The organism is Micromonospora sp. DT48, from assembly GCF_049844495.1.
Lineage (GTDB): Bacteria > Actinomycetota > Actinomycetes > Mycobacteriales > Micromonosporaceae > Micromonospora.
The window spans coordinates 174,913-199,945 of the sequence record NZ_JBNCLE010000005.1 but is presented as its reverse complement, the minus strand read 5'-3'; the positions used below and the strand labels follow the sequence as shown (position 1 = coordinate 199,945).

General features: G+C 71.9%; 23 protein-coding genes, 3 tRNA genes and 2 pseudogenes. 8 read left to right on the top strand and 20 right to left on the bottom strand.

Annotated elements, in window-relative coordinates; all coding sequences use genetic code 11:
• Positions 1-5: 5 nt before the first annotated feature.
• The 5 genes from ACLQ2S_RS03925 to ACLQ2S_RS03905 all read right to left on the bottom strand — a co-directional run bounded on the left by ACLQ2S_RS03925 (position 6) and on the right by ACLQ2S_RS03905 (position 4,881).
• Positions 6-1,046 carry an ROK family protein gene (locus tag ACLQ2S_RS03925; protein WP_309222879.1) on the bottom strand — a complete coding sequence of 347 codons (1,041 nt, stop codon included), beginning with the start codon at positions 1,044-1,046 and terminating at the stop codon, positions 6-8.
• 38 nt (positions 1,047-1,084) lie between these two features.
• Positions 1,085-1,906, bottom strand: a complete 822-nt coding sequence (locus ACLQ2S_RS03920; protein WP_155215791.1) for a putative protein N(5)-glutamine methyltransferase — start codon at positions 1,904-1,906, stop codon at positions 1,085-1,087.
• On the bottom strand, positions 1,906-3,066 hold the full coding sequence (locus ACLQ2S_RS03915) for a cystathionine gamma-lyase (RefSeq protein ID WP_155215793.1): 1,161 nt from the start codon (positions 3,064-3,066) through the stop codon (positions 1,906-1,908). Before ACLQ2S_RS03915 ends, ACLQ2S_RS03920 begins: the two co-directional genes overlap by 1 nt.
• A gap of 2 nt (positions 3,067-3,068) precedes the next feature.
• A complete protein-coding gene (locus tag ACLQ2S_RS03910; RefSeq protein ID WP_309222880.1) occupies positions 3,069-4,067 on the bottom strand; it encodes an NAD(P)H-dependent glycerol-3-phosphate dehydrogenase in 999 nt (332 codons plus the stop codon).
• 76 nt (positions 4,068-4,143) lie between these two features.
• Entirely contained in the window at positions 4,144-4,881 is a 738-nt protein-coding gene (locus tag ACLQ2S_RS03905) for a lysophospholipid acyltransferase family protein (protein WP_309222881.1), read from the bottom strand.
• A gap of 130 nt (positions 4,882-5,011) precedes the next feature.
• Here ACLQ2S_RS03905 and cofC point away from each other — a divergent pair, with 130 nt between their 5' ends.
• The 4 genes and pseudogenes from cofC (at position 5,012) to ACLQ2S_RS03885 (ending at position 9,166) form a co-directional block, all read left to right on the top strand.
• Complete coding sequence (cofC, locus tag ACLQ2S_RS03900) at positions 5,012-5,653, top strand: 2-phospho-L-lactate guanylyltransferase (protein WP_309222882.1); 642 nt, start codon at positions 5,012-5,014, stop codon at positions 5,651-5,653.
• 41 nt (positions 5,654-5,694) lie between these two features.
• Entirely contained in the window at positions 5,695-5,892 is a 198-nt protein-coding gene (locus tag ACLQ2S_RS03895; RefSeq protein WP_155215796.1) for a cold-shock protein, read from the top strand.
• A 104-nt stretch (positions 5,893-5,996) separates the two neighbouring features.
• A pseudogene (locus ACLQ2S_RS03890) lies at positions 5,997-8,162 on the top strand (RNA degradosome polyphosphate kinase); the annotation flags it as partial.
• A gap of 125 nt (positions 8,163-8,287) precedes the next feature.
• A complete protein-coding gene (locus tag ACLQ2S_RS03885) occupies positions 8,288-9,166 on the top strand; it encodes a bifunctional NUDIX hydrolase/histidine phosphatase family protein (RefSeq protein ID WP_425701129.1) in 879 nt (292 codons plus the stop codon).
• 5 nt (positions 9,167-9,171) lie between these two features.
• Here the strand turns inward: ACLQ2S_RS03885 and ACLQ2S_RS03880 are convergent, their stop codons facing one another.
• The 4 genes from ACLQ2S_RS03880 to leuC form a co-directional block, all read right to left on the bottom strand.
• Complete coding sequence (locus ACLQ2S_RS03880; protein WP_425701128.1) at positions 9,172-11,043, bottom strand: endonuclease/exonuclease/phosphatase family protein; 1,872 nt, start codon at positions 11,041-11,043, stop codon at positions 9,172-9,174.
• 147 nt (positions 11,044-11,190) lie between these two features.
• Complete coding sequence (locus ACLQ2S_RS03875; RefSeq protein ID WP_309222928.1) at positions 11,191-11,805, bottom strand: HU family DNA-binding protein; 615 nt, start codon at positions 11,803-11,805, stop codon at positions 11,191-11,193.
• Between the two features lie 172 nt (positions 11,806-11,977).
• Positions 11,978-12,565 (bottom strand): 3-isopropylmalate dehydratase small subunit, encoded by a 588-nt coding sequence (gene leuD / locus ACLQ2S_RS03870; protein ID WP_155215802.1) that lies wholly within the window; start codon positions 12,563-12,565, stop codon positions 11,978-11,980.
• 15 nt (positions 12,566-12,580) lie between these two features.
• Positions 12,581-14,026, bottom strand: coding sequence for a 3-isopropylmalate dehydratase large subunit (leuC, locus tag ACLQ2S_RS03865; protein ID WP_155215804.1), 1,446 nt, complete (start codon positions 14,024-14,026; stop codon positions 12,581-12,583).
• A gap of 49 nt (positions 14,027-14,075) precedes the next feature.
• Here leuC and ACLQ2S_RS03860 point away from each other — a divergent pair, with 49 nt between their 5' ends.
• Positions 14,076-14,762 carry an IclR family transcriptional regulator gene (locus ACLQ2S_RS03860; RefSeq protein WP_013284529.1) on the top strand — a complete coding sequence of 229 codons (687 nt, stop codon included), beginning with the start codon at positions 14,076-14,078 and terminating at the stop codon, positions 14,760-14,762.
• 84 nt (positions 14,763-14,846) lie between these two features.
• Here ACLQ2S_RS03860 and ACLQ2S_RS03855 read toward each other — a convergent pair.
• The 4 genes from ACLQ2S_RS03855 to ACLQ2S_RS03840 form a co-directional block, all read right to left on the bottom strand.
• A tRNA-Glu gene (locus tag ACLQ2S_RS03855) sits at positions 14,847-14,922 on the bottom strand.
• A gap of 215 nt (positions 14,923-15,137) precedes the next feature.
• A tRNA-Glu gene (locus ACLQ2S_RS03850) sits at positions 15,138-15,210 on the bottom strand.
• A gap of 136 nt (positions 15,211-15,346) precedes the next feature.
• Positions 15,347-15,418: transfer RNA gene (locus ACLQ2S_RS03845), tRNA-Gln, on the bottom strand.
• A 96-nt stretch (positions 15,419-15,514) separates the two neighbouring features.
• A complete protein-coding gene (locus tag ACLQ2S_RS03840; protein WP_099847201.1) occupies positions 15,515-16,318 on the bottom strand; it encodes a fumarylacetoacetate hydrolase family protein in 804 nt (267 codons plus the stop codon).
• A gap of 132 nt (positions 16,319-16,450) precedes the next feature.
• On the opposite strand from ACLQ2S_RS03840, the gene ACLQ2S_RS03835 reads away from it, so the two are divergent.
• Both ACLQ2S_RS03835 and ACLQ2S_RS03830 read left to right on the top strand, forming a co-directional pair.
• A complete protein-coding gene (locus ACLQ2S_RS03835) occupies positions 16,451-17,737 on the top strand; it encodes a hypothetical protein (RefSeq protein ID WP_425701127.1) in 1,287 nt (428 codons plus the stop codon).
• Positions 17,738-17,848: 111 nt separating this feature from the next.
• The gene (locus ACLQ2S_RS03830; RefSeq protein WP_425701275.1) at positions 17,849-18,742 is read left to right on the top strand and encodes a 3-methyladenine DNA glycosylase; all 894 of its coding nucleotides are present in this window, start codon (positions 17,849-17,851) and stop codon (positions 18,740-18,742) included.
• A gap of 3 nt (positions 18,743-18,745) precedes the next feature.
• Here ACLQ2S_RS03830 and arfB read toward each other — a convergent pair whose 3' ends face one another.
• The 7 genes from arfB to ACLQ2S_RS03795 form a co-directional block, all read right to left on the bottom strand.
• Positions 18,746-19,171: an alternative ribosome rescue aminoacyl-tRNA hydrolase ArfB gene (gene arfB, locus ACLQ2S_RS03825; protein ID WP_309222885.1), complete on the bottom strand. Its 426-nt coding sequence runs from the start codon at positions 19,169-19,171 to the stop codon at positions 18,746-18,748.
• A gap of 79 nt (positions 19,172-19,250) precedes the next feature.
• The gene (locus ACLQ2S_RS03820) at positions 19,251-19,541 is read right to left on the bottom strand and encodes a hypothetical protein (RefSeq protein ID WP_309222886.1); all 291 of its coding nucleotides are present in this window, start codon (positions 19,539-19,541) and stop codon (positions 19,251-19,253) included.
• 108 nt (positions 19,542-19,649) lie between these two features.
• Positions 19,650-20,513 carry a S1C family serine protease gene (locus ACLQ2S_RS03815; protein ID WP_425701126.1) on the bottom strand — a complete coding sequence of 288 codons (864 nt, stop codon included), beginning with the start codon at positions 20,511-20,513 and terminating at the stop codon, positions 19,650-19,652.
• Between the two features lie 60 nt (positions 20,514-20,573).
• The gene (locus ACLQ2S_RS03810) at positions 20,574-21,533 is read right to left on the bottom strand and encodes a VWA domain-containing protein (RefSeq protein WP_309222887.1); all 960 of its coding nucleotides are present in this window, start codon (positions 21,531-21,533) and stop codon (positions 20,574-20,576) included.
• On the bottom strand, positions 21,530-22,510 hold the full coding sequence (locus ACLQ2S_RS03805) for a DUF58 domain-containing protein (protein ID WP_375335313.1): 981 nt from the start codon (positions 22,508-22,510) through the stop codon (positions 21,530-21,532). The genes ACLQ2S_RS03810 and ACLQ2S_RS03805 overlap by 4 nt, the downstream gene beginning before the upstream one ends.
• A gap of 26 nt (positions 22,511-22,536) precedes the next feature.
• Entirely contained in the window at positions 22,537-23,586 is a 1,050-nt protein-coding gene (locus ACLQ2S_RS03800; RefSeq protein ID WP_309222888.1) for an AAA family ATPase, read from the bottom strand.
• Between the two features lie 168 nt (positions 23,587-23,754).
• Entirely contained in the window at positions 23,755-24,252 is a 498-nt protein-coding gene (locus ACLQ2S_RS03795; protein WP_155215816.1) for a hypothetical protein, read from the bottom strand.
• A gap of 374 nt (positions 24,253-24,626) precedes the next feature.
• On the opposite strand from ACLQ2S_RS03795, the pseudogene ACLQ2S_RS03790 reads away from it, so the two are divergent.
• Positions 24,627-25,032: pseudogene (locus ACLQ2S_RS03790) on the top strand (endonuclease/exonuclease/phosphatase family protein); the annotation flags it as partial.
• Position 25,033: the final 1 nt, after the last annotated feature.

The window sequence follows — 25,033 nt, the reverse complement described above, 5'->3', positions numbered from 1 at the left end:
AAGGCTCAGTCGCCGGCCGACGGCGAAGGTGCCGTCCGGATCGCTTCCAGCGCGGCCAGCGCCACCCCCCGCGCGCCGGCCATGTCGCGGTCGGGCACCACCGCGAAAGTGGCCAGGGCGGCCTGCTCCGCACGGAGCCTGGTGTGTTCCCGCACGGCGGCCAGGAACCAGTCGCGGAACTCCGCGTCCGTCTCCACCACCCCACCGCCGACGAAGTACGCGTGCGGATCGGTGAAGTTCGCCGCGATGGTGAACAGAGCACCGAGCGCCCTCGCCTGCTGGGCGAAGATCTCCCGGGCGAGTTCGTCACCGCGCTCCCCGTAACCGCGTACCAGTTTCGCCGCCCGGCCCGGTTCCTCACCGGCCAACGGATGCCCCGGAAAGTTGGTCAGCCAGTACGGCAGCAGGTTGTGCTCGATCGCGGTGAGCGACACGACACTCTCGACGTCACCGGCGAAACCGCAGGCGCAGGTCGGCACCGGCTGCCCCGCCGCCAGCACGGTGGTCATCGGGATGTGCACGTGCCCCAGCTCACCGGCCATGCCCGCCGCCCCGGCGACGACCCGGCCGTTCTCGACCACGCCACCACCCAGCCCGGTACCGACGATCGCCGACACCGACGAGCGCCGCGCCGCGTCGGGCCCGAAGTGGACGTGGTGGGCGTAGAGCGCGGCCGCGTTGCCGTCGTTGTGGTAGACCACCCGCAAGCCCAACCGACGTTCGAGGGCGCCCCGCACGTCGTAGCCGCGCCAGGCCGGCTGGGAGAAGTTCGTGGACCCCTTCGACGAGATGACGCCGCTGGCGCTGGCCGGGCCGGGAGTGTCCAGACCCACGGCGGCGACCCGAGCGCGCGGCACCCCCGTGAGGGCCAGCACGCCGTCGAAGGCGTCCGCCATCGCCGCCACCGCCGCCTCGGGCCCGTCCTGCACCCGGCTCGGCGTCTCCACCAGGCGGTCGACCAGGAACCGCCCGTCAAGCGTGAGCACCGTGGCGTTGTTGGCCGTGCCACCGTTGTCGATCCCGACGACCACCGTTGCGCTGTCCACCCGAGTTCCGCCTCCCGCCGCCCCAACCTGACGTGAGGCTAGTTCTCGTACGGTCGACCCGCCACGTCGACCGGGCACCGGCCCACCATGGCGGCCGCGCCCGACGCGTCGTCACAGACCACCGACGGCACCAGTCCGGCCTCGGTCAACACCACCCGGAACTGCTCCACCTGACCTCGGCCCACCTCCACCACCAGATGCCCACCGGGTGCGAGCCAGGTCGGCGCGGCAGCGGCCAGTCGGCGCAGCACCGCCAAACCGTCCGGCCCACCGTCGAGCGCCACCGGGGACTCGTACCGGCGTGCCTCCGGCGGTAGCAGGGCCATCGCCGCCGTCGGCACGTACGGGGCGTTCGCCACGACCAGGTCGAGCCGACCCTGCCAGGCAGCCGACAGCGGCTCGAAGAGGTCACCGGCGAGCACCGGTACGCCCAGGGCGGCCAGGTTGCGGCGGGCACAGGCCACCGCCACCGGGTCCGTGTCGACCGCGGCGACCAGCCGGGGCGCGGTGAGCCGCCGCGCCAACACGCGGCTGATCGCACCCGAGCCGCAGCACAGTTCCACCACGGTCGCCCCCGGCCCGGTCACCCGGACGGCGGCGGTGACCAACAGGGCGGTACGCGCCCGGGGCACGAAGACACCCGGGTCGACGTCGATCCGCTCGCCGCAGAACGCCGCCCAGCCCAGCAGGTACTCCAGGGGCTCACCGGCGACCCGCCGATCGACCAGTTCCGCCAGCCGCTGCGGGCCGCCGCCCGCCGCCACGAGCAGGCGGGCCTCCTCCTCGGCCCACACGCAGCCGGCCCGCCGCAGCCGGGTGACCACGACGTCGTACCCGACCGGGGAGACCGGCGATCCCATCAGGCGGCGGCGTCCAGCGCGGCCGTGACATCGGCGACCAGGTCGGCGGTGTCTTCCACCCCGCAGGAGAGTCGGACGAACCCTGGCGCGGTGTCGTCGCCCCACTGCGCCCGCCGGTCGGCGGTGGTGTGCAGGCCGCCGAAGGAGGTCGCCGCGGCGACCAGCCGGGCCGCGTCGAGGAAGCGGGCGACCCGCTCGGCGCTGCCGAGATCGAAGGAGAGCACGCCCGGAATCCGCCGCAGCTGTCGCGCCGCCACCGGATACGACGGATCGTCCGGCAGGCCCGGCCAGCGCAGCCCGGTGACGTCGGCGCGCCCGGCCAGCAGCCGGGCCAGCGCCTCGGCGTTCGCCGTCTGCCGGGCCAGGCGCAGGTCTAGGGTGGCCAACGACCGGTGGGCCAGCCAGGCGTCGAAGGCGCCGGGAACCGCACCCGTGGCGGTACGCCAGGCGGTCAGCGTCGACAACAGGTCCGGCGACCGGGTGGCGAGGTAGCCGAGCAGCAGATCGGAGTGCCCGGTCAGTGCCTTGGTACCGGAGGCCACGACCACGTCCGCCCCGAGGTCGAGCGGACGCTGCCCGAGCGGGGTGGCGGTGGTGTTGTCCACGGCCAGCAGGGCTCCGGCGGCGTGCACCCGCTCGGCCAGCGCCGGCAGGTCGACGACGTCGAGTCCCGGGTTCGCGGGCGTCTCCACCAACACCAGCCGTACCCCGTCGAACGGTGGGTACGGCCCGGCGGTCGGCGCGAACAGCACCCGTACGTCGTTGCCGGCGAGCGTGTCGGTGGCGAACGCACGCACCGGGAAGTACCCGTCGGCGGGCAGCACCACCGTGTTCCCCGCCCGCAGCACCGCCAGCAGCAGCCCGGTTATCGCCGCCTGTCCGCTGGCGAAGACCCGGCAGTCGCCGCCCTCAAGCTCGCCGATCGCGGCCTCCAGCAGCCGACGGGTCGGGTTGTCCGGGCGTCCGTACCCGTTCGGGGACGCCTCCGGCCCCTGCCACGGGTCGAGGTGGTACGGCGCGGCGAGCACCGGCCCGGGCAGGAACGGCGCGCCGGGGGTGGGCTCGGGCAGACCGGCGTGTACGCACCGGGTGCCGTCCCCGTGCCCCGGGAACGCCTGCTCGTGCTGCTCCGGGGAGAGCCATCGGTACTCGTCCGCCATGCTCACTCCGGCTTCGTGGTGCGGCTCATCAGGGCCTGGACCGCCAACCGGGGATCCACCCCCTCGTGGCAGACCAGCTCGACCTGCTCGGTAATCGGCATCTCCACTCCGTGCGCGCGGGCCAGATCCCGGATCGCCAGCGCGCTCTTCACCCCCTCGGCGGTCTGCCGGGTGGCCACCCGTGCCTCTTCGAGGGTCGCGCCCCGGCCGAGGTGCTCGCCGAAGGTGCGGTTACGGGCCGACGGCGACGAGCAGGAGGCCACCAGATCACCCATCCCGGCCAGGCCCGCGAAGGTGAGCGGATCCGCGCCGAGGGCGACCCCGAGCCGGGCGGTCTCGGCCAGCCCTCGGGTGACCAGCATGGCCCGGGTGTTGTGTCCGAAGCCCATCGCCGTGGCGATGCCGTACGCCAGGGCGATCACGTTCTTCACCGCCCCGCCCAGCTCACAACCGATCACGTCGTCGTTGGTGTACGGGCGGAAGTACGGCGTGGTGATCGACCGCTGCACCAGCGTCGCCCGGTCGGAATCGGTACAGGCGACGACGGTGGCCGCGGGTTGCTCCGCGGCGATCTCCGGTGCCAGGTTGGGGCCGGAGACCACCACCACCCGGTCCGCCGCGACCTTGGCGGTCTCGACGATCACCTCGCTCATCCGCTTGGTGGTGCCGAGTTCGATGCCCTTCATCAACGACACCAGGGTCGCCTCGGGATGCAGGTGCTCGACCCACTCGGCGAGGTTGCCGCGCAGGGTCTGCGACGGCACCGCCAGCACCACCATCTCGGCACCCGTGATCGCTTCGACGGGGTCGCCGGTTCCGGTGATCCGCTCCGGCAACACCACCCCGGGCAGGTACTCCGGATTACGTCGCTCGACGCGGATCACGTCGGCGATCGACTGTCGTCGCGCCCAGAGCGTCACGTCCCGGCCCGCGTCGGCGAGGATCTTCGCGAACGCCGTACCCCACGACCCGGCCCCCAGCACCGCCACATGCCCGTTCACGCCGCCGCCTCCCTGCGGTCGGCGTCGTCGTGAGGCCCCACCGCACCGCACCGATGATTCACTCGCTGACGCTCGCTCATACCGTCTTCTCCGGGCGTTGGCGGTCGGTCTGCGAGCGGGTGGGGCGCTGCCACAGCGGCGGTGGTGTCCCGCCCCGGATCTCGGCGAGCGTGTCCCGCAGCCGCAGCATGATCACGTCGGTCATCTCCTCCAGCACCTGCCGGGTCGGGGTGGCACCGGCCCAGCGGCTCAGGTCGATCGGCGGCCCGGCCACCACGGTCACCGGGATCCTGGGCCGCAGGTTGATCCGGGTGGTGCGCGGATCGAAGATCCGCTCCGGCCCCCACATCGCCACCGGCACCACCGGGGCACCCGTGGCCAACGCCAGCCGGGCGGCCCCGGTCTTACCCTTCATCGGCCACAGGTCCGGTTCGCGGCTGATGGTCCCCTCCGGGTAGATGATCACAGCTCCACCCTCGTTGAGCGCCGCGACCAGGGCGTCCAGCGACTTCACCGCGTCGACCGTGCCCCGCTCGACCGGAATCTGCCGACACCAGTGCAGGATCCGGCCGAGCACCGGCACCTTGAACACGCTCGCCTTGCCGAGGAACTGTGGCCACCGCCCGGCGTCGTAGACGAAGTGGGCGCAGACCAGCGGATCGGCGTGCGAGATGTGGTTCGGCACGATGATCACCGGACCGTCCTGCCTCAGGTGCTCCATGCCTCGCCAGGTACGCCGTGTCCAAACGGTCAGTACCGGCTTCACCAGCACCACGGCGACCCACTGCCAGAATCCCAGCTTCCGACGCCCCACCGTGCCTCCTCGTGCCCGCCCCGACCCACCCACCGGAGGAAACCGGTGAGGTTCGCAGCCGAAATCATGCCTGCTCGCCCCCGGTACGGGCCAGTGAGGGTACCGCCGCCCGGCTGGCAGGATGGCAGGCGTGACGCAGTCCTGGACGGTGGTGGTGCCGGTCAAGCGCCTGGCAGCTGCGAAGAGCCGGCTGCGTGGCGGGCTGCCGGGCGTACCCCATCAGGACCTCGCCCTGGCCCTGGCCACCGACACCCTGGCGGCGGTGCGGGCCTGCCCGGCGGTGGCCGAGGTGCTGGTGGTCACCGACGACGTCCGGGTCGCCGACATGGCCCGTTCCGGGGGTGCCAGGGTGCTGCCGGACGTCGCGGACGCCGGGCTCAACGCCGCCTTCCGGCACGGCGCGGCCGGTGTCGCCGGGTGGGTGGCCGGGCTCACCGCCGACCTGCCCGCCCTGCGACCGGCCGAGTTGGCGGCGGCGCTGCACAAGACGACGACCGGGCAGCCGGGGCTACGCCGGTTCGTGGCCGACGCCCCGGGCACCGGCACCGTGCTGCTGGCGGCACCGCCGGGCGTGCCACTGGACCCACGCTTCGGGCCGGGTTCGGCCGCCGCGCACTCGGCGAGCGGCGCGCACCCGCTCACCGGCGACTGGCCCAGCCTGCGGCGCGACGTGGACACCGCCGACGACCTGGCCGCCGCGGCGCGGCTCGGGCTCGGGCCGCGCACCACGGCGCTGGTCGCCGGTCGCCTCAGCGAATCCTCGTCCACCTGACCTCGTGGAGCGGGACCGGCCGAGCGCGGTACGGTGCTGGCATGCAGGGCACGGTGGCGACCTTCGACGCGGCTACCCGCAGCGGGCTGCTGCTGCTGGACGACGGCACCGAACTACCCTTCCCGGCCCCGGCGTTCGACGCCTCCGGGCTACGCCTGCTCCGCCTCGGCCAGCGGGTACGCGTGGAAACCGACGCCTCCGGCACCGTCGTACGCGTCACGCTGCCGACGATGTCCTGACTACCCACTCCAAGTTCGTTCGGCGTTAACTCTGTTCGGGTGATTATGAACTGGTGAGCACCCCTCGCGAACGTTCCACCAGCCCGGCCGCCGACACCGTCGGCGGCAGCGACGCGGCGGCCGACTCCGCGGGCCTGGAGGAGGTGCTGGACCCGGTCTCCGGGGCGGGCCTGCCTCCGCCCACCGACGAACCGGAATCCGTCCCGCCGCTGCCCGCGGACCGCTTCCTCAACCGGGAGCTGTCCTGGCTCGACTTCAACGCCCGGGTGCTCGCCCTGGCCGAGGACCATCGCACCCCACTGCTGGAGCGGGCCAAGTTCCTGGCCATCTTCGCCAGCAACCTGGACGAGTTCTACATGGTGCGGGTGGCCGGGCTGAAGCGCCGGCTCTCTGCCGGCCTACCCGTCCGGGGTGGCGACGGGCTGCCGCTGCGGACCCAGCTGGCGCTGATCGCGGAACGGGCCGCCGCCCTGGTGACCCGACAGGCCACCTGTTACGTCGACGACCTGCTGCCGAAGCTCGCCGCCGAGGACATCCAGGTGTTGTGCTGGTCCGACCTCGACGACGCCGAGCGGGAACGGCTGCGCACCTACTTCCGGGAGAAGATCTTCCCGGTGCTCACCCCGCTGGCGGTCGACCCGGCCCACCCGTTCCCGTACATCTCGGGTCGATCGCTCAACCTGGCCGTCGCGGTACGCGACCCGGACGGCGGGCCGGAGCTGTTCGCCCGGGTGAAGGTCCCCAACAACGTGCCCCGCTTCGTCCGGGTCGACCGGGACGGGCCCGGGGTCCGGATGCTGCCGGTGGAGGACCTCATCTCGGTGCACCTCGGTCAGCTCTTCTCCGGCATGCAGGTGGTCGAGTGCCACCTGTTCCGGGTCACCCGCAACGCCGAGGTGGAGGTCGACGAGGACCGGGACGAGGACCTGCTCCAAGCGCTGGAACGGGAACTGGCCCGCCGCCGTTTCGGCCCGCCGGTGCGGCTGGAGGTGGCCGACTCGATCTCCGACCACATGCTGGAGTTGCTCGTCCGGGAACTGGACATGGACGCCCAGGACGTGTTGCGGGTCCGTGGCCTGCTGGATCTCTCCGCGCTGTGGCAGCTGTACGGCGAGGCCGACCGGCCGGATCTGAAGGATCCGCCGTTCGTCCCGGCCACCCACCCCCGGCTCGTCGAGGGCGAGGTGCCGCGCAGCGTCTTCGCCACCCTGCGCGACGGCGACGTGCTGGTACACCACCCGTACCACTCCTTCGCCACCAGCGTGCAACGGTTCATCGAGCAGGCCGCCGCAGACCCGAACGTGCTGGCCATCAAGCAGACGCTCTACCGCACCAGTGGCGACTCACCGATCGTGGACGCGCTGGTCGACGCCGCCGCCGCCGGCAAACAGGTGGTGGTGCTGGTCGAGTTGAAGGCCCGCTTCGACGAGGTGGCCAACATCGGCTGGGCCCGCACCCTGGAACGGGCCGGCTGCCACGTCGTCTACGGCCTGGTCGGTCTCAAGACCCACTGCAAGACGGCCCTGGTGGTACGGCAGGAGGGCAACCAGATCCGCCGCTACTGCCACATCGGCACCGGCAACTACCACCCGAAGACCGCACGGCTCTACGAGGACTTCGGCATGCTCACCGCCGATCCCGAGATCGGTGCCGACCTGACCGACCTGTTCAACGTGCTCACCGGCTACAGCCGGCAGACCGCGTACCGGCGGCTGCTGGTGGCGCCGCAGGGCATCCGTCGTGGCCTGATCGAACGGATCGGGCGAGAGGTCGCCCAGGTCCGGCTGGGCATGCCGGGACTCGTCCAGTTCAAGGTGAACGCGCTGGTCGACGAGGAGATCACCGACGCGCTGTACCGGGCCTCGCAGGCCGGCGTACACGTCGACCTGATCATCCGGGGCATGTGCACGTTGCGGCCGGGGGTACCCGGGCTGTCGGAGAACATCCGGGTGCGTTCGATCCTCGGCCGCTTCCTGGAACACTCCCGGATCTTCCGGTTCGGCAACAACGGCGACGGCGAGTTCTGGATCGGCTCCGCCGACCTGATGCACCGCAACCTGGATCGCCGGGTGGAGGCGCTGGTCCAGGTGACCGACCCGGTGGCCCGAGCCGAGCTGGACCATGTCCTCAGCAGCGCGATGAGCCCGGAGGTGGACGCGTTCGAGTTGGCCGGCGACGGCAGCTGGACCCGCCACCCGGGCCGACCGGGGCACGCCCCGAGTCACCTGCAACACCTGCTGCTGCGTCATGTCGGCAGCACGGCCGGTTGAGCTCGGCGGTAATAGGCTGAGCGGGTGGTCGAGGAGAAACGGGCGTTCACGGTGCGGGTCGCGGGGTGGTCACCCGACCTGTCCCCCGCCGTGCCGGTCTCGCGTGTCCGGCGAGGTCGCTCCCGGTGGCCGGGGTGACCGAGATCCGGGCCGCCGGCGGCGTGGTGTGGCGACCGACGGACACCGACGACGTCGAGGTGTGTCTGGTGCACCGGCCCCGGTACGGCGACTGGACGCTGCCGAAGGGCAAGCTGGAGCCGGGCGAGCATCCGCTGCTCGCCGCCGTTCGGGAGGTGGCCGAGGAGACTGACGCGCAGGCCGCGCCGCAACTGCGGCTGCCGTCGGTGCGGTACCGCAGCGAAGGCCGGTTCAAGGTGGTCGACTACTGGACGATGCGGGCGGTGGGCACCGGCGGATTCCAGCCCGACACGGAGGTCGACGAGGTCCGGTGGTTGCCCGTCGACGAGGCGATGACCCTGGTCAGCTACCCGCACGACGTGGAGGTGCTCGCCGCGTTCGCGGCGCTGCCGCCGGTCACCACGACCCTGATGCTGGTCCGGCACGGCCACGCCGGTAACCGGCTGGGCTGGCCCGGCCCGGACACCGGCCGACCACTGGACGCCCGTGGCTGGTCCGAGGCACACGCGCTGGCACCGCTGATCGGGCTGATCCGCCCGGCCCGGTTGCTCTCCGCGTCGCCACGCCGGTGCGTGCAGACCCTCGACCCGGCTGCCGCGTTGCTGGACCTGCCGATCGAGGTCTGCGGCGACCTGGACGAGCCGAGCGCCGGCCAGCAGCCCGACGAACGCGTGCTGGCCGCCGCCGCGCGCATGGCCGAGCTGGCCGCCGCAGGCGAAGCGTCGGCGTTGTGCAGCCAGGGCGCGGTGATTCCCGGTGCTTTGGAACGGTTGGCGGGGCGGTGCGGTGACTACGCCACCGGCAAGGGCGGCGGCTGGCTGCTCGCCTTCACCGGTGGCCACCTCGTCGCCGCCGACCGCCTCTGACCCGATCAGCTTGCGGGCAGGGTGAGGGTGACGGCGACCGGCAGGTGGTCGCTGGCGGTGCCCGGCACCGCGACCGCGTCGGAGGCGACCAGGTCGGCCGAGACGAAGACGTGGTCGATCTGCTCACGCGGGTCGTCCGCCGGGCTGGTCGGCAGCGGGCGGGCCGAGGCCAGCGCGTCGACCAACCCGGCACCGGCGAACGCGGTGAACGCCGGATCGCCCGGCTCGGTGTTGAGGTCACCGGCGACCACCAGCGGTGCGCCGTCGGCGTACTCGGTGGCGAAGTCCGCGACGGCGCGGGCCTGCACCACCGGGTCCGTGCCGGGCGGCGGTTGCAGATGGGTGCTCACCACGGCCAGGCGTACGCCGTCACTGAAGTCGACGGTGACGCCGAGCGCCTGCGCTCCGGTGGGCGCACCCACCGCCGGTAGGGCACGGGTACGTGCCCGCTGCACCGGCCAGCGGCTGAGCACCGCGTCCCCCCACAGCGGGTCGGCGGCGGGCGCGAAAACGTACGGCATCCCCAGCCGGGCGGCGAGCAGTTCCAGGGTGTCGTGGCCGCCGTTGAGCAGCCAGCCCCGGTCGACCTCGCTGAGCACCACCACGTCGGCTCGGCCGATCGCCCGGTGCAGTGCCCTGGGATCGAAGCGGCCGTCGAGGCCGAAGCCCATCCGGATGTTGTACGCCACCAACCGGACCTGCTCCGGCGGCCCGTCCCGATTGGTCGCCGTGAGCCACGGTCCGTGCAGCACGGCGGCGGCGAAGGCGACGAGGGCGGCCAGCGCCGCGTACCACCGCACGGAACGCGTGGACGGCAGCTGCGGCGACCGCTCGGCGGCGGGGTTGACCCGCATCGCGACCACCACGATCAGGGCGGCCACCACGGCCGGCAGCCACTGGTTGGGGTAACCGAGGTCGTAGGCGGCGTAGTACAGCACCGAGGCGACGGCGAAGACGAGCATGCCGCCCACGACCGCGTACGCCGCCCCGCTGCGGGCGACCGGCGACGCCGCACCGACCAGGCCGAGGCAACCACCCAGCCCTGCGGCGCTGAGCAGCACGGCGAGGGTGAGCAGCGTCGGTGGGCCGAATCCATTCAGCAGGACCCCGACCAGCAGCAGTACCGGCGGCACCGTCCGCCACCGGTGCCGCGGCGCGGTCAGCGCGCCGAACAGGAACAGTGGTGCGGCGACACCCAGCGGTGCCAGCGCGAACAGCGGCGGCCCGGCGGTGCCGGCCTCGCCGTACCAGTACGACATCGCGACGCCCGCGACCGCCGGTGACAGCGCGAGCATCCCGCCGAGCAGCAGCGTCGGTCCGACCAGCAACCAGGCCGGTCCGACCGACGGGGTGTCGCCGTCACGGGTGCGACCGAAGGTGACCTCGGCGGCCAGCAACGCCGCCACGAGCGCCACGCCGGCCACCCACGCCGGCCACCACTGCCACCACACCAGGTCGTACGTGCCGAGCAGCGCGTGCCCCAGCGCGCTCGCGGTCAGCCCCAACGCCAACCCGGGAACCGGATGCGCGACCCGGACGGCGGTGGCGGCCAGCCAGATCAGACCGGCGAGCAGACCGGCGCTGGCCAGCCAGAGTTGGGCCCGGCCGCCCGGCGCGGCGGTGAGGGTGAGCCGGGAGACACCGAGGAGCAGCACCGCGGTGGCACCGACGACGTCGGCACCGACCCGCGCCACGAGGAACGGGGCGGCGAACGCCACCACGAACCAGCCGAGCGCGAACGCGCCGAGCAACTCGGCCGGGGTGGACGCGGCCTGCCCGAAGATGGTGATGACCGACGGCAGGAAGACCCGCAGCACGTCGGTCAGGACGACGATTCCCAGGGCCAGGGCGACGGTGCCGAGACGACGCTGACGCAACAGGTTCTCTTTCCGCCGAGGGGTGGTGCGGCGATTCTGCTGGCCCTGCCCGGTGCCGGTCAACGGTTCCGCGACGGGGTTACCCGTCGGGTGGGCACATGGCGAGGGCGCCCGCCGACTGGCGGACGCCCTCGTCGTACGACCGGCTCAGCGCCGGGTCGTCGCCTTCCTGGCCGGCGCCTTCTTCGCCGGGGCCTTCTTGGCGGTCGCGGTCTTGCGGGCCGCTGTCGCCTTGCTCGCCGTGGTGGTCTTCTTCGCCGCGGTGGTCTTCTTCGTCGCGGCCTTCTTCGCCGGAGCGGCCTTGGCAGTCGTCTTGGTCGCCTTGGTCGCGGTGGTCTTCCTGGCCGGCGCGGTCTTGCTCGCCGTGGTCTTCTTGGCTGCGGTGCTTCTCGCCGCGGTCGTCTTCTTCGCCGTGGTCGCCTTGGCACCGGTGGTCTTGGCGGTGGCCCCGACGGTCTTCTTCGCCGCAGCGGTGGCCTTCGGCACCTTGCCGCTGGCCACCATCTCCTTGAACCCGGCGCCGGGGCGGAACGTCGGCACGGAGGTCTTCTTGACCTTCACTGCCTCCCCCGTACGCGGGTTCCGGGCTGTTCGTGCGCCGCGCACCCGCTTCTCGAACGCTCCGAAACCGGTGATCGCCACTTTCTCGCCCTTGGTGACCGCCGCCTGGACCTCAGCGAGGACCGCGTCGAGCGCGGCCGTCGCCGTTTTCCGGTCCCCCAGGCGAACGGCGAGCGCCTCGATGAGCTCGGCCTTGTTCACGACTTCCTCCTGATTGTGCAACTGACTCGACGCGAGCCATTCTGCGCGCACGGTATGCCCTGTGCTGGCGGGACACAAACATTCGGTGGAAAAAAGCCCTTGTGTCGTAACGGATTCGCCCCCGCCGGTGGCACCGGCGGGGGCGAAAACGGCTCTGGATCGGGCGGTCGGGCTACGCGACCCGGGGCAGGAAGGCCGGTCGGCGGGCCTCGTAGGCGCTGATCCGGTCCTCGTGTCGGAGGGTGAGTCCAATGTCGTCCAAGCCCTCCATCAGCCGCCATCGGCTGAAGTCGTCGAGCGGGAACGACCAGTTTGCGGTGCCGATCCGTACCTCGCGGGCGGTCAGGTCGACGACCACCTCGGTGGTCGGTTCCGCCTCGACCAGACGCCAGATCTCTTCGACGGCTTTCAATTCCAGCTCGACCGGGAGCAACCCTTCCTTGAGTGCGTTCCCACGGAAGATGTCACCGAAGCGCGGCGAGATCACCACTCGGAAGCCGTAGTCGCGCAACGCCCAGACGGCGTGCTCCCGCGACGATCCGGTGCCGAACTCGGGACCGGCGACCAAAATCGACGCCCCCGAATAGGCTTGATCATTGAGTACGAATGCCGGGTCCTCACGCCACGCGCTGAACAGTCCGTCGGCGAATCCGGTACGAGTCACCCGCTTGAGGTACACGGCGGGAATGATCTGATCGGTGTCCACGTCGGACCGACGCAGCGGCAGGGCGGTGCCGGTGTGCACGGTGAACTTGTCCATCTGTCGCAAGCCCTTCTACAGGTCGGCGGGAGCGGCCAGCCGGCCGACGACGGCGGTGGCGGCGGCCACCGGCGGGCTGACCAGGTGGGTACGCCCGCCCCGGCCCTGGCGGCCCTCGAAGTTCCGGTTGGAGGTCGAGGCGGCGCGCTGCCCCGGGGAGAGCGTGTCCGGGTTCATGCCGAGACACATGGAGCAACCGGCGAAGCGCCATTCGGCCCCGGCGTCGGTGAAGACCTTGTCCAGCCCCTCCGCCTCGGCGGCCTCGCGCACCGCAGCCGAGCCGGGCACCACCAGCATGCGTACCCCGTCGGCCACCCGGTGGCCGCGCAGCACGTCGGCCGCGGCACGGAGATCCTCCAGCCGTCCGTTGGTGCACGAACCGACGAAGACCACGTCGACGGCGAGGTCGCGCAGCGCGGTACCGGGGGTCAGGTCCATGTAGGCCAGGGCCCGGCGGGCGGCGGCCCGCTCCGGCTCGGTGGCGAACTCCTCCGGGTCCGGCACGGTCGCGGCCAGCGGCGCGCCCTGCCCGGGGTTGGTGCCCCAGGTCACGAACGGGGTGACCTGGGCGGCGTCCAGCGTCACCTCGGCGTCGAAGGTCGCGCCCTCGTCGGTGGGCAGCGTCCGCCAGTACTCCAGCGCCGCATCCCAGTCGGCGCCGCTGGGGGCGTTGGGCCGCCCCTTCAGGTACGCGAAGGTGGTCTCGTCCGGCGCGATCATGCCGGCCTTGGCACCCCACTCGATGGACATGTTGGCGATCGTCATCCGTCCCTCCATGGACAGCGCTCGGATCGCCTCACCCCGGTACTCGACGATGTGCCCGCGCCCGCCACCGGTGCCGACCTTGGCGATCAGGGCGAGCACCAGGTCCTTGGCGGTGACGCCGGGGCCCAGGCGGCCGTTGACGGTGACCGCCATCGTCTTCGGCCGGGCCTGCGGCAGCGTCTGGGTGGCCAGCACGTGCTCGACCTCACTGGTGCCGATGCCGAACGCCAGGGCACCGAAGGCCCCGTGCGTGGCCGTGTGCGAGTCGCCGCAGACGATCGTCATGCCGGGCTGGGTGAGCCCGAGCTGCGGGCCGATGACGTGCACGATCCCCTGGTTCTCGTCGCCCAGCGGGTGCAGCTTCACCCCGAACTCGGCGCAGTTGCGGCGCAGCGTCTCGATCTGCGTACGCGAGGTCGGGTCTGCGATGGTGAGCAGGTCGCCACGGCGCTGCTGGAAGCTGGGATCCGCGTACCCGGTCGGGGTGTTGTGATCCTCGGTCGCGAGCGTGAGGTCGGTACGCCGCACCCGGCGGCCCGCCATGCGCAGGCCGTCGAACGCCTGCGGGCTGGTCACCTCGTGCAGCAGGTGCAGGTCGATGAAGAGCAGATCGGGCTCACCATCGGCGGACCGGACGACGTGTGCGTCCCAGACCTTCTCGGCCAGGGTCCTCGGCTCAGGAGTGACTCCCACCATCTGGACATCCTAAATTCTGGGAGGTAAATTTCGGCTTGTGGGACACAGTATGAGCGGTGTCGGCGTTCTCGACAAGGCGGTGGTCATCCTGGCCGCCTGTGTCGACGGCGCCAGCCTGGCCGAACTCGTTGAACGCACCAAGCTGCCCCGGGCCACCGCGCACCGGCTGGCGCAGGCACTGGAGATTCACCGGATGCTGGTCCGGGACACCCAGGGCCGCTGGCGTCCGGGCCCGCGCCTGGGTGAGCTGGCGAACGCGGCGCCGGACGTGCTGCTGACTGCGGCCGAGCCACTGTTGGCCGCGTTGCGGGACGCGACGGGCGAAAGCGCGCAGCTCTACCTTCGTCGGGCCGACGAGCGGATCTGCGTGGCCGCCGCCGAGCGGGCCAGCGGGCTGCGCGACACGGTGCCGGTCGGCTCGGTGCTGCCGATGACCGCCGGATCGGCGGCGCAGATCCTGCTCGCCTGGGAGCCGCCGGAGGCGGTGATGCCGCTGCTGCCCCGGTCCAAGTTCACCGGCCGCACCCTGGCCGAGGTGCGACGTCGCGGCTGGGCGCAGAGTGTCGCCGAACGCGAGGCGGGTGTGGCCAGCGTCTCAGCGCCGATCCGCGACCGTACCGGCCGGGTCATCGCCGCCATCAGCATCTCGGGCCCGATCGAGCGTCTCGGTCGTCGCCCCGGCGAACGTCACGCCATGGCGGTGGTCCGAGCCGGCCAACGCCTCTCCGGCCTCTGACCCACCCACCCCACCGAGTTGATCAAGAAGTTTTCGTCAGATATCCCGTACGGGGGTGACCAAAACTTCTTGATCAACTCGTGTTGGTAGCCCCGACCGGATTCGAACCGGCGCTACCGCCTTGAGAGGGCGGCGTCCTGGGCCGCTAGACGACGGGGCCAGGTACTTTCCTGATTCACCGACCCCTGCGGGCGGTGCGGCAGTAGTCTAGCGGCGCGTTGGGGACAGCCCGCACAGGGGTGGGCCGACCCGACGTGCGGACCATCGGGGTGGCGAAACCGCTCGCGCTTCCCCAGGACAGCGGAACGGGCAGCGGAACGGGCGCACAGCAAAACGGCCCGCTCCGCCTCAGCGGAACGAGCCGTCAACAACCTGTAGCCCCGACCGGATTCGAACCGGCGCTACCGCCTTGAGAGGGCGGCGTCCTGGGCCGCTAGACGACGGGGCCAGAACACATCGCGACACCACCTCTGCGGTGGTGTCGCCGAACTCTACCAGACCTCATGGCCGAGCCCCTTGCGGTGCGTCGGCGCTGAACTCCACCAGAATCCAGCGGCCTCGATTCACGTGGAATCGCGACTGCGCTGGGGTACCAGGACTCGAACCTAGACTAACTGAACCAGAATCAGTCGGGCTGCCAATTACCCCATACCCCATTGGCCCCTTGCGGCGCCGGGAACAAACTCTACCCTCCCGGCACCGACAGGCCAAATCGACTTCCCCATAACGTGCCTGAGCTGCCCAAACGGCGTTCAGGCCGCCGACACGACCGGGTTCGTCAGCTCGCCGATCCCCTCGATCCGGACGCTCACCGTATCCCCGTCCGTGAGCGGACTAACCCCTGCTGGCGTGCCGGTCAGCACGACGTCACCGGGCAGCAGCGTCATCACGTGTGAGACGTACGACACGAGTGCCGGGGCGTCGAAGACCATGTCCCCGGTCCGGCCGAGCTGCCGCACCTCCATCTCCTCCGGATCACGACCGACCTCACAGCGGATCTCCAGATCGGTGACGTCCAACCCGGTGGTGATCCACGGGCCGATCGGGCAGAACGAGTCGAACCCCTTGGCCCGGGTCCACTGGCTGTCCGAACGCTGGAGATCCCGGGCGGTCACATCGTTGGCACAGGTGTAGCCGAAGATGGCCCGCTCCGCCGCGGCACGGTCCGCCCGGCGGGCGCCGGGCGCGCCGATCACCACCGCCAGTTCGGCCTCGTGCTCGACCTGCTTGCTGAACTCCGGCAGCCGGATCGCGTCCCGGGGGCCGATGACCGAGGTCGACGGCTTCAGGAACAACAGCGGTTCCTTCGGCACCTCCGCGCCGTGCTCGGCGGCGTGTTCGGCGTAGTTACGCCCGACACAGACCACCTTGCTAGGCAGGATCGGCGAGAGCAGCCGGACATCGGACAGCGCCCAGCGGACCCCGCTGAACGTGATCTGGCCGAACGGGTGACCGGAGATCTCCGCGATGGTGAGCCCCTGCGGGCCCGCCTCCGGCTCCCCTTCGACGACACCGAACGACATTCCCTTGGCATGAGCGAAACGAGCGATACGCACCAAGCCAATGTAGTGCGAACAGCGGCGATCGCCGCAGCTTACCCGCCTCGCCGCCGGTCGGAGCCGGATTCGCCGCTTCGTACCCGCACGGCGTGCGCCCGCCCCTAGCGTCGGCTGCGGAGGTTCGTTCGTATGCCTGCATCGACACGACACCACAAGGCCCTCGCGGCGATCGTGCACTGCGTCGGGCTGCTGACCGCCCTGCCGGTGCTGCCGGCGGACACCGCTGCCGACTCGTCGGCGGCTCGGCAGCTCCAGCCGGCGGCGGCCACCACGTCCGACCCCAACCTGCCGTCGGCGCCACCGGCGGTCCCGACGCCGACCCGGGTGGTCAAGCCGGCCGCCAGGCCGAAGGTGAGCGTACGGGTCGCACCGGAGCAGAGCCCCGACCCCAGGTACCGCATCGAGGTCCGCAACACCGGCTCCACCTCGGTCGAGACCACGGTCCGCCAGGAGTTGCCGCAGGGGGTCTCGGCGAGCACGGTCAGCGACGGCGGCCGGGTGGTGAGCCCCGACGGGTCGCGGTCGACCGAGGTGACCTGGCGACTGAGGCTGCCGCCGGGCGGCACCACCACGCTGGGTACCACGCTCACCACCGCCTCGCAGCAGCCGGTGACCGCACCGGCGTGCGCCTTCGCCAGCGACGGTCGTCAGCCGTACGACTGCGCGAGCGCCACCTGGACAGCGCCGGGGGACTCGGCCCTCAACGCGCAGGAGCCCACCGGCTGGCGTCGTCAGGCACCCGCGCTCCTGGCCGCCGGGACCGCGCTACTGGTGCTGGGTCTGGTGGCGCTGATCACCTGGCGGCGGCGTCGACGGCCGGTGGCCGCGGCGCTGGCCTCGGACGGCCCGGGGACGATCTATCCCCGCCCGGCCACCCCGCGACCGCCGACCCGGCGACGTAAGCCGCCGGTGTGGTTGGTGGTGCCGGTGGCCGCGACCGTGCTGGCCGGCACGGTGGGCGCCGCCGCCTGGTCGGCCACCCGACGGGTCACCGCGATCGACACGGACAGCCAGCCGACCACCGGAGCGTGGAAGGGCACCGGGGTCCAGGGCGTGCTGGGGATGCCGCTGCGCGAGGACGCGTTCGAGTTCACCGTCTACCGGATGAGCTGCGAGCCGGGCCGGGGCGCACGGCAGTGCCAGGCGACCGTCGGGGTCCGCAACCTCACCCGGGAACACCAGAGCTGGCACGGCAAGCTGCAACGGGCGTACCTGGCCAACGGGAACTGGGTCACCACCGACGAGTCGGCCACCCGACGGGCGAACCAGGGACGCGACGTGTTCGCCGACCCGGTCGCCGCCGGCAGCCGCCTGGTGCTGCCGTTGGTCTTCACCATCAACGGGCGGGAGGTGCCGCAGCGGCTGGAGTTGCGCAGCGGGGTCTTCTCGGCCGGCGTACGGGTCGACGTGCCCTGACCGGCGCTCGGACGGCGGTCGTACCCTTGGGCCGTGACCGCCGTCCCCGCCTCCGCCACACCTGCCGTCGTCGCTGGTGACGGTGGGCCGAGCCGGGTCGAGCGGGCCCCCGTGACCAGCCTTCCCGCAGCCACCTGGCGGTCCCTGTCGGCCGACCACGAACGGCGGGCCGACTCGCTGACCGCGGGGCACCGGGCCCGCCGGGCCACCGGGGAACGACACGCCATCGACGACTTCCTGTACGACTACTACGGCACCCGCCCGTCGACCCTGCGCCGGTGGCATCCGGGCATCGGGGTCCGGCTGGAAGCCGGCCCGGACGGCCCGGCACCGCACCACCGGTGGCGGTGGTACACCACGGACGCCGACAAAGCGGTACGCCTCGACGTCGCGGCGTTCCTGTCCGACCGGGGTGACTCGGTGCGGTACATCCACCGGCTGCTGACCGCCATCGCGTCCCGACCCGCCTTCACCGGCTGTTTCGGCCTGCACGAGTGGGCGATGGTCTACCGCCAGCGGGAGCACCGCCATCCGTTGCCCCTGCGGCTCGGCCAGCAGGGCACCGACGCGGTGGTCGAGTCGCACCAGATCCGGTGCACGCACTTCGACGCGTACCGGTTCTTCACCCCGGACGCGGTCGACCTCAACCTGCACCGTCCGACCCGGGCCAGCCAGGTGGACCTCGACCAGCCGGGCTGCCTGCACGCCTCCATGGACTGCCACAAGTGGGCCACCAAGCTGGGCCCCGCCGTGCCCGGTGCCCTGGCGCTCGACTGCTTCGAGCTGGCCGGTGACATCCGGCTGCTGGACATGCGCGCGTCGCCGTACGACTTCTCGTCGTACGGCGAATCGGCGGTGGCCATCGAGACGCCGGAGGGCAAGGCCGAGTACGTGGCCCAGCAACGCGAGTTCGCCCAGCGGGCCGGTCGGTTGCGGGCCCAGCTGATCGAGATCTGCTCGGCGCTGTTGGCGCAGGCCGAACCGGAGGCGCGCGCCGAGGAGTGACGGCTACTCGCCGTCCACCCGACGGTCGCGCTTGCGCTGCCCGCGACGCTTCTTCTCGGCCAGCCGACGCTCTTTGGCGGCCCGCGACGGGCGGGTCGGTCGGCGTGGCGGTGGTGGCGGTGCGACCGCCTCGCGCAGCACCGACACCAGCCGCTCCCGGGCCGCTTCCCGGTTGGCCAACTGCGCCCGGTGCTCACTGGCCGCGATCGTGAGTACGCCGTCGACCAGCCGCCCGGAGAGCCGCTCCAGGGCCCGGGTGCGCAGCGGCTCGGGGATGCTCGGTGAATTGGCCAGGTCGATGCTCAGCTCGACCCGCGAGTCGGCGGTGTTGACCCCCTGCCCACCCGGCCCGGACGACCGGGAGAACCGCTCCCGCAGTTCGGCGGGGGGAACCACCCACCGGTCGGTCACCCGCAGCCCGTCATCCACGCCCTGAGGCTAGCGCGAGCCGCGCGGCCCGTCCGCGCCAATGTCGCGTGCGCGCCCGTCCCGCCCGGCGATCGGCGGGTCAGCGGGGCCGCTCGTCGGCGCTGCTGCTCGGCGTCGGCTGCGGCGCCGGCTCGTCACTGCCACCGGCGGCGGCGTACGCGACCGCGCCGATCAGGAGCAGGGCGAGGATCCCGACCTTCGTGGTGACCACCTTGATCAGCATCCAGGCGGCCCGGCGCGCTCCGGGCACGGTCTTCTTAGCCGTCTGGTAGTCGTTCCAGCCCCGCCGGGCGCGTGCGTACGACGACCCGACGCCACTTCCGATGATGAGGCCCACCAGCAGGAGGACCGTGATGAGAGGACGCTCCACCCACGCCAGTATCCATACCGAGCGTCATATTTCCATTCCCCGATCATCGAACGCTGGAATCCGACAGTTGCCTCAATCACTGCGTAATCGGACAGTGACTGAGAGTGGTCAGCCGCCCTTCCCGATGATCGTGTCGGCCGTCTGCTGCACCTGCTCGATCGGAATGGCGAAACCGATCCCGATCGAGCCGTTGCCGTCGATGGTGGCGATCGCGGTGTTCACCCCGACCACCTCGCCCCGCGCGTTGACCAGGGGCCCGCCCGAGTTCCCCGGGTTGATCGACGCGTCGGTCTGCACCGCCCGGTGCCGGTTGTCACCGAGGCGCACCTGGCGGTCCAGCGCGCTGATGATGCCGGCGGTCACCGTGCCCGGCAGCCCCAGTGGCGAGCCGACCGCCAGCACCGGTTCACCGACCCGGCTGGCGCCAGGTTGGGCCAGCGGCAGCGAGGTCAGGCCCGCCGACGACGGCACCTTGAGCACCGCGAGATCGCTCTCCGGTTCCCGACCCACCACCTGCGCCGCGTACCGCCGACCGTCGGGCAGTTCGACGGTCACCGGACCGCCCCGGCCCTTGGCGATGATGTGGTCGTTGGTGATGATGTGCTGCTCGGCGTCGATGGCGAAGCCGGAACCACTCGCCGAGCCCCCCGCACGGCCACCCACCAGCACCGACACCACACCGGGCACGGTCTTCTCGGCGGCCGTCACCAACTCGGCCGGCACCGGGGCCGCGGATGCGGCGGCCGGACCCGGCACACCGTCCTGCCCGGCCGCCCAACTCCCGGCCGCCGCACCCGACCCAGCGGAGATCGCCACCATCGCCAGCCCGGCCAGCAGTCGGCGTCGCCAACCGTCCAACGGCCCCTCCCGCGCCTGCGACGCCGCGTCCGATCCGCCCCGCCCGTCCGGGTCGAGATCGGGCGAGACGAACCAGGGCCCACGCGGCTCGCCCAGTCCGGTCTGCACTGCCATACGTACGCTCCTCACGTGCGCGGCCGGGTGTGGCCGCTGTCGCGGATCGGGCCGCCGGGATCAGGGCAGGCGGGAGAACCAGCGCAACGAGCCGGCCGCCGCACCCATGGCGAACACCAACCCGAGCCCGATGAACCGGGCCGAGACGTCCTGCCGCACCTTGCGCCAACCCACCGAACTGCCGATGTCGTCGTAGACGGCCCGCAGTTCGGCGCTCGTACCAGCCTCGTGGAAGCCACCCCCGGTCTCCTCGGCCACGGCCCGCAGCGTCTCCCCGTCCACCGGCACCTGGATCGGTCGGCCGCCCCGGTCGACGAAGCCGCTCGGCGTACCGAAGGAGATGCTGTGCACCGGCACCTCGAGGGCCACGGCCTCGGCGGCGGCCTCCATCGGATCCATGCCCGAGGTGTTCGCCCCGTCGGAGAGCAGGATGATGCGGGCCGGCGGCGGCTCGGTCGCGGCCTTGGTGTCCAGCGCCTTCACGGCGCCCAGCGAGGTGCTGATCGCCTCGCCGATCGCGGTGCCCTGCACCCCGGTCACCCCCTCGGCGAGCCGTTCGATCCCGTCGGCCAACGCCTCCCGGTCGGTGCTGGGTGGCACCAGCACCGCCGCGCTGCCGGCGAACGCGACCAGCCCCACGTTGAACTCGTCGGGCAGTCCGTCGGCGAACCGCCGGGCGGCGCTCTTCGCCGCGCTGAGCCGGTCCGGCTCGACGTCACCGGCGAGCATCGAGGTGGAGACGTCGACCGCCACCATCACGGTGGCCCGCTCCCGGGGCACCCGGACCTCGGCGGTGGGACGGGCGAAACCGACCACCAGGAGAGCCAGCATCGCCAGGAAGAGACCGGCCGGCAGGTGCCGTCTCCAGGTCGGCCGCCGGGGTGCCACCCGGTCAAGCAGGCGCAGGTTGGTGAATCGGACCGCGTACCGGCTCCGACGACGCTGCGCCAGCAGGTACGCCACGGCGAGCGCGGCCACACCGAGCAACAGCCAGAGCCGGACGGGTGACTGCCAGATCACACCGCACCTCCCCGAGGTGGTGGGGAGGCGGCGGCCAGCCGACGCTGGGCGTGCACGTGCCGCACGATGTCCACTGTCCAGTCGCGGTCGGTGCGCAGCCCCAGATGCGTCGCGCCGGCCCGGCGCAGAGCGTGCCGGACCTGCTCGCGTTGGGCCGCCGCCGCGGCCGCGTACCGCTCCCGCAGCCGCCGGTCACCGGTCCACACCTCGCGGTGATCGCCGGTCTCCGGGTCGGCCAGGGTGATCAGGCCGACATCCGGCAGCTCCCACTCGCGCGGGTCGGTGACCTCGACCGCGAGCACCTGATGGCGGACGGAGAGTTGCCGCAGCGGGCGCTCCCAGCGGGCCGGGAGCCGTGGATCGTCGGGCAGACCGTCGAGGAAGTCGGAGATCACCACCACCAGACCCCGCCGATGGGCGACCCGACGCACCTCGGCCAGCGCGTCGGCCAGCCCGGCGGCGGGCACCACCGCCGAGGCGGTGTCGTCGCCGGACCGGGGCAAGGCCAGCAACGCGCGCAGCAGCCCGAACAAGTGGGTACGCCCACCTCGGGCGGGCATCCGGCGCAGCCCGTACGGGGTGAGCACCTGCGCGCCGAGCCGATTGCCCGGCCCGGCGGTGAGGAAGCCGACGGCGGCGACCGCCGCCACCGCCAGTTCCCGCTTGTCCACCGCCGCCGTGCCGTACTCCATGCTGGGGCTGGCGTCGACCAACAACCAGGTGGTCAGCTCCCGGTCGGCGTCGACCTCCCGGACGTGCGGCACCGCGGTACGGGCGGTGACCGACCAGTCCATCCGGCGTACCTCGTCCTCACCGGGCCGGTACTCGCGGCTGCCCGCCGGTTCGCTACCCGGGCCGGGCAGCAGCCCGCGCCGCTCGCCGTGCAGCAGGCCGTCGAGACGCCGGGTCACCGTGAGTTCCAGCCGTCGCAGCCGCTCGTCCGGGGTGAGGTCGGTCAGGTTCGGATCCGCCGCCACCGGCGGTACGGAGGTCCGGCGGCCCATCAGGCGACCGCCAGGTCGGTCAGCTGCTCCGCCCTGGTGGCGGCCTCCCGTGGTGGCGGGACCGCCTCGACCAGCCGTCGCACGACCCATTCGGCGCTCACCCCGTCGGCGACCGCGTCGAAGGTGAGCACCAGCCGGTGGGCCAGCACGTCCACGGCGAGTTCCCGGACGTCGTCGGGGAGGACGTAGCCCCGTCCGCGCAGCAGGGCCTGTGCGCGGGCCGCCGAGACCAGGCCGAGCGTGGCGCGCGGACTGGCACCGTAGGCGAGTGCCCCGGCCAGCTCCGGCAACCCGAACCGGGCCGGATCTCGGGTGGCCAGGATGAGCCGGACCACGTACTCGGCGATGGCGTGGTGGACGAAGACCTGGCTGGCCTGGCGTTGGAACTCGCACAGTCGTTGCGGGTCGAGCACCTGGTGCGCCCGGGGCCGGTCGGCGCTCATCCGGTAGAGGATGGCCAGCTCGTCCGCGCCGTCCGGATAGTCGACGACGATCCGCATGAGGAAGCGGTCCCGCTGCGCCTCCGGCAGCTGGTAGACCCCTTCGGACTCGATCGGGTTCTGGGTCGCCAGCACCAGGAACGGCTCCGGCACCGGATAGCTGCGCCCGCCGATCGACACCTGGCGCTCGGCCATCGCCTCCAACAACGCCGACTGCACCTTCGCCGGTGCACGGTTGATCTCGTCGGCCAGCACCAGGTTCGCCATCACCGGGCCCGGCTCGACGTCGAAGCTCTCCTTCGAGGCGCGGTAGATCCGGGTGCCGACGATGTCGGAGGGAACCAGGTCCGGGGTGAACTGGATGCGGGAGAAGCTGCCGCCGGCCACCGTCGCGAGGGTCTGCGCGGCGAGGGTCTTGGCCACCCCGGGTACGCCCTCCAACAGGCAGTGCCCGTCGGCGAGCAACGCGACCAGAAGGCGTTCGACGAGCCGATCCTGCCCGACGATCACGCGTTTGACCTCGAAGAGCGTCTGATCCAACTGCGCTGCGGTCGCGTCCGGATCGGCCGGGCTGGGCAGGCTGGCCATGGTGTCCGAGATGTCCGTCACGGTGCTTGCTTCCCGAGGCGACCGGCCGACAAACGTCGGAATTTCCGGCCCTGGGCGACCCAGACCACGCGCCGACGGCGTTACCGGACAGGCCACTCAGAGCGCTCGGGGCCCATCCCACACGACACCGGCCCCCACCAGTGGCGGGGGCCGGTGACAGTGGACGGATCAGCGGTGCACGAGCAGGTAGAACGGCAGGTCGGCGGGGGCCCCGGCGGAGTTGCGGGTCTGGATGAAGACCGCGTTCGGGGTCAGCAGTCGACGCGCGACCGAGATCTCACCCGCCGGCGGGATGCAGCACGAGTCCGGTCGACCGATCGTCGCCACGTAGATGCCGTTGGTGACATCGGTGCCGAACTGCACCTCGTACTCGCCGACGCCGTACTTGATGACGATGCCAGCGCCACGGGCCTTGGTGCCGTTGGCGTTGACCGACGTGGCGTAGAAGCCGGCGACCGCCTGCGTGCTCATCTCGTCGCCCTTGGCGAGAGCAGCCTTCGCGCTGTTCAGCGAGGCCGTGGTGACAGCCGGCTGGCCGCTGGTGCGGGCTGCGGGCTGGGCGGACTCGGCGGTCGGCTTCGCCACGGCGATTCCGCCGCCGGCAAGTGCCAACGCCAGCGCCGCGATCACCACCGCAGCCGTCTTACGTCGGAATAATCTGGTCATGACGGGTCTCCCTTGTCCAGGCGTGGAGATACGGCCGGCCCGCAGCACACGGGGCGGTTCTTTCCTTTTCCGAGTCGGGCGGCAATGAGCGGTCACCGCCTACAAACCCCGTCCGGGAGCACACCCCACAGACGTTTCGGCCTCGTCGACTGTCATGTGCTCTGAGCTGGGGATATTTGGCTAGACACAACCTCCCGAGCAGCTGAAACGTAGCACCGAAAAATGCTGCGGGTCAATAGTGATAAAGCCGTCGGCGCGTTGTCGGATCAACGCCAGCAATCGCGAAAGCGAAGCCGATACAAATTCACGAAAAGACAATTAGAGCAGCGGGTGAGAACTATTCCCGCCTACGCGCCGGTCCGTCGGACCGCGCGACCGTCGCGGTGCCCGGGGCACCCGGTACGCGTCGAGTCGGCGCACCCGGCAGTCCCGTACGCGATCGACCAGTTGGGCTTTCTGGCGGACCGACCTGGCCGCCCAGCCGACCGCCACCCCGGACGGGCCGTTGAGCATCCTCGCCGGGACTTCAACGCCACCCTCGATCACGGTCCACTGCGCCCGCTGCTCGACACCGGATACGTCGACGCCGCCGCACCGGTCGGTGCCGGGCTCGTCGGCACCTGGGGGCCGCACGACGGCGACCTCATCCCGCCCGTGGTGATCGACCACGTGCTGGTGGACCGCCGCATCGCCGTGTGGGACGTGACGGTCCACCCATTGCCCGGCAGCGACCACCGCATGGTCCTCGCCGAGTTGCGGCTACCGGCCGCCCAGCGGTGAG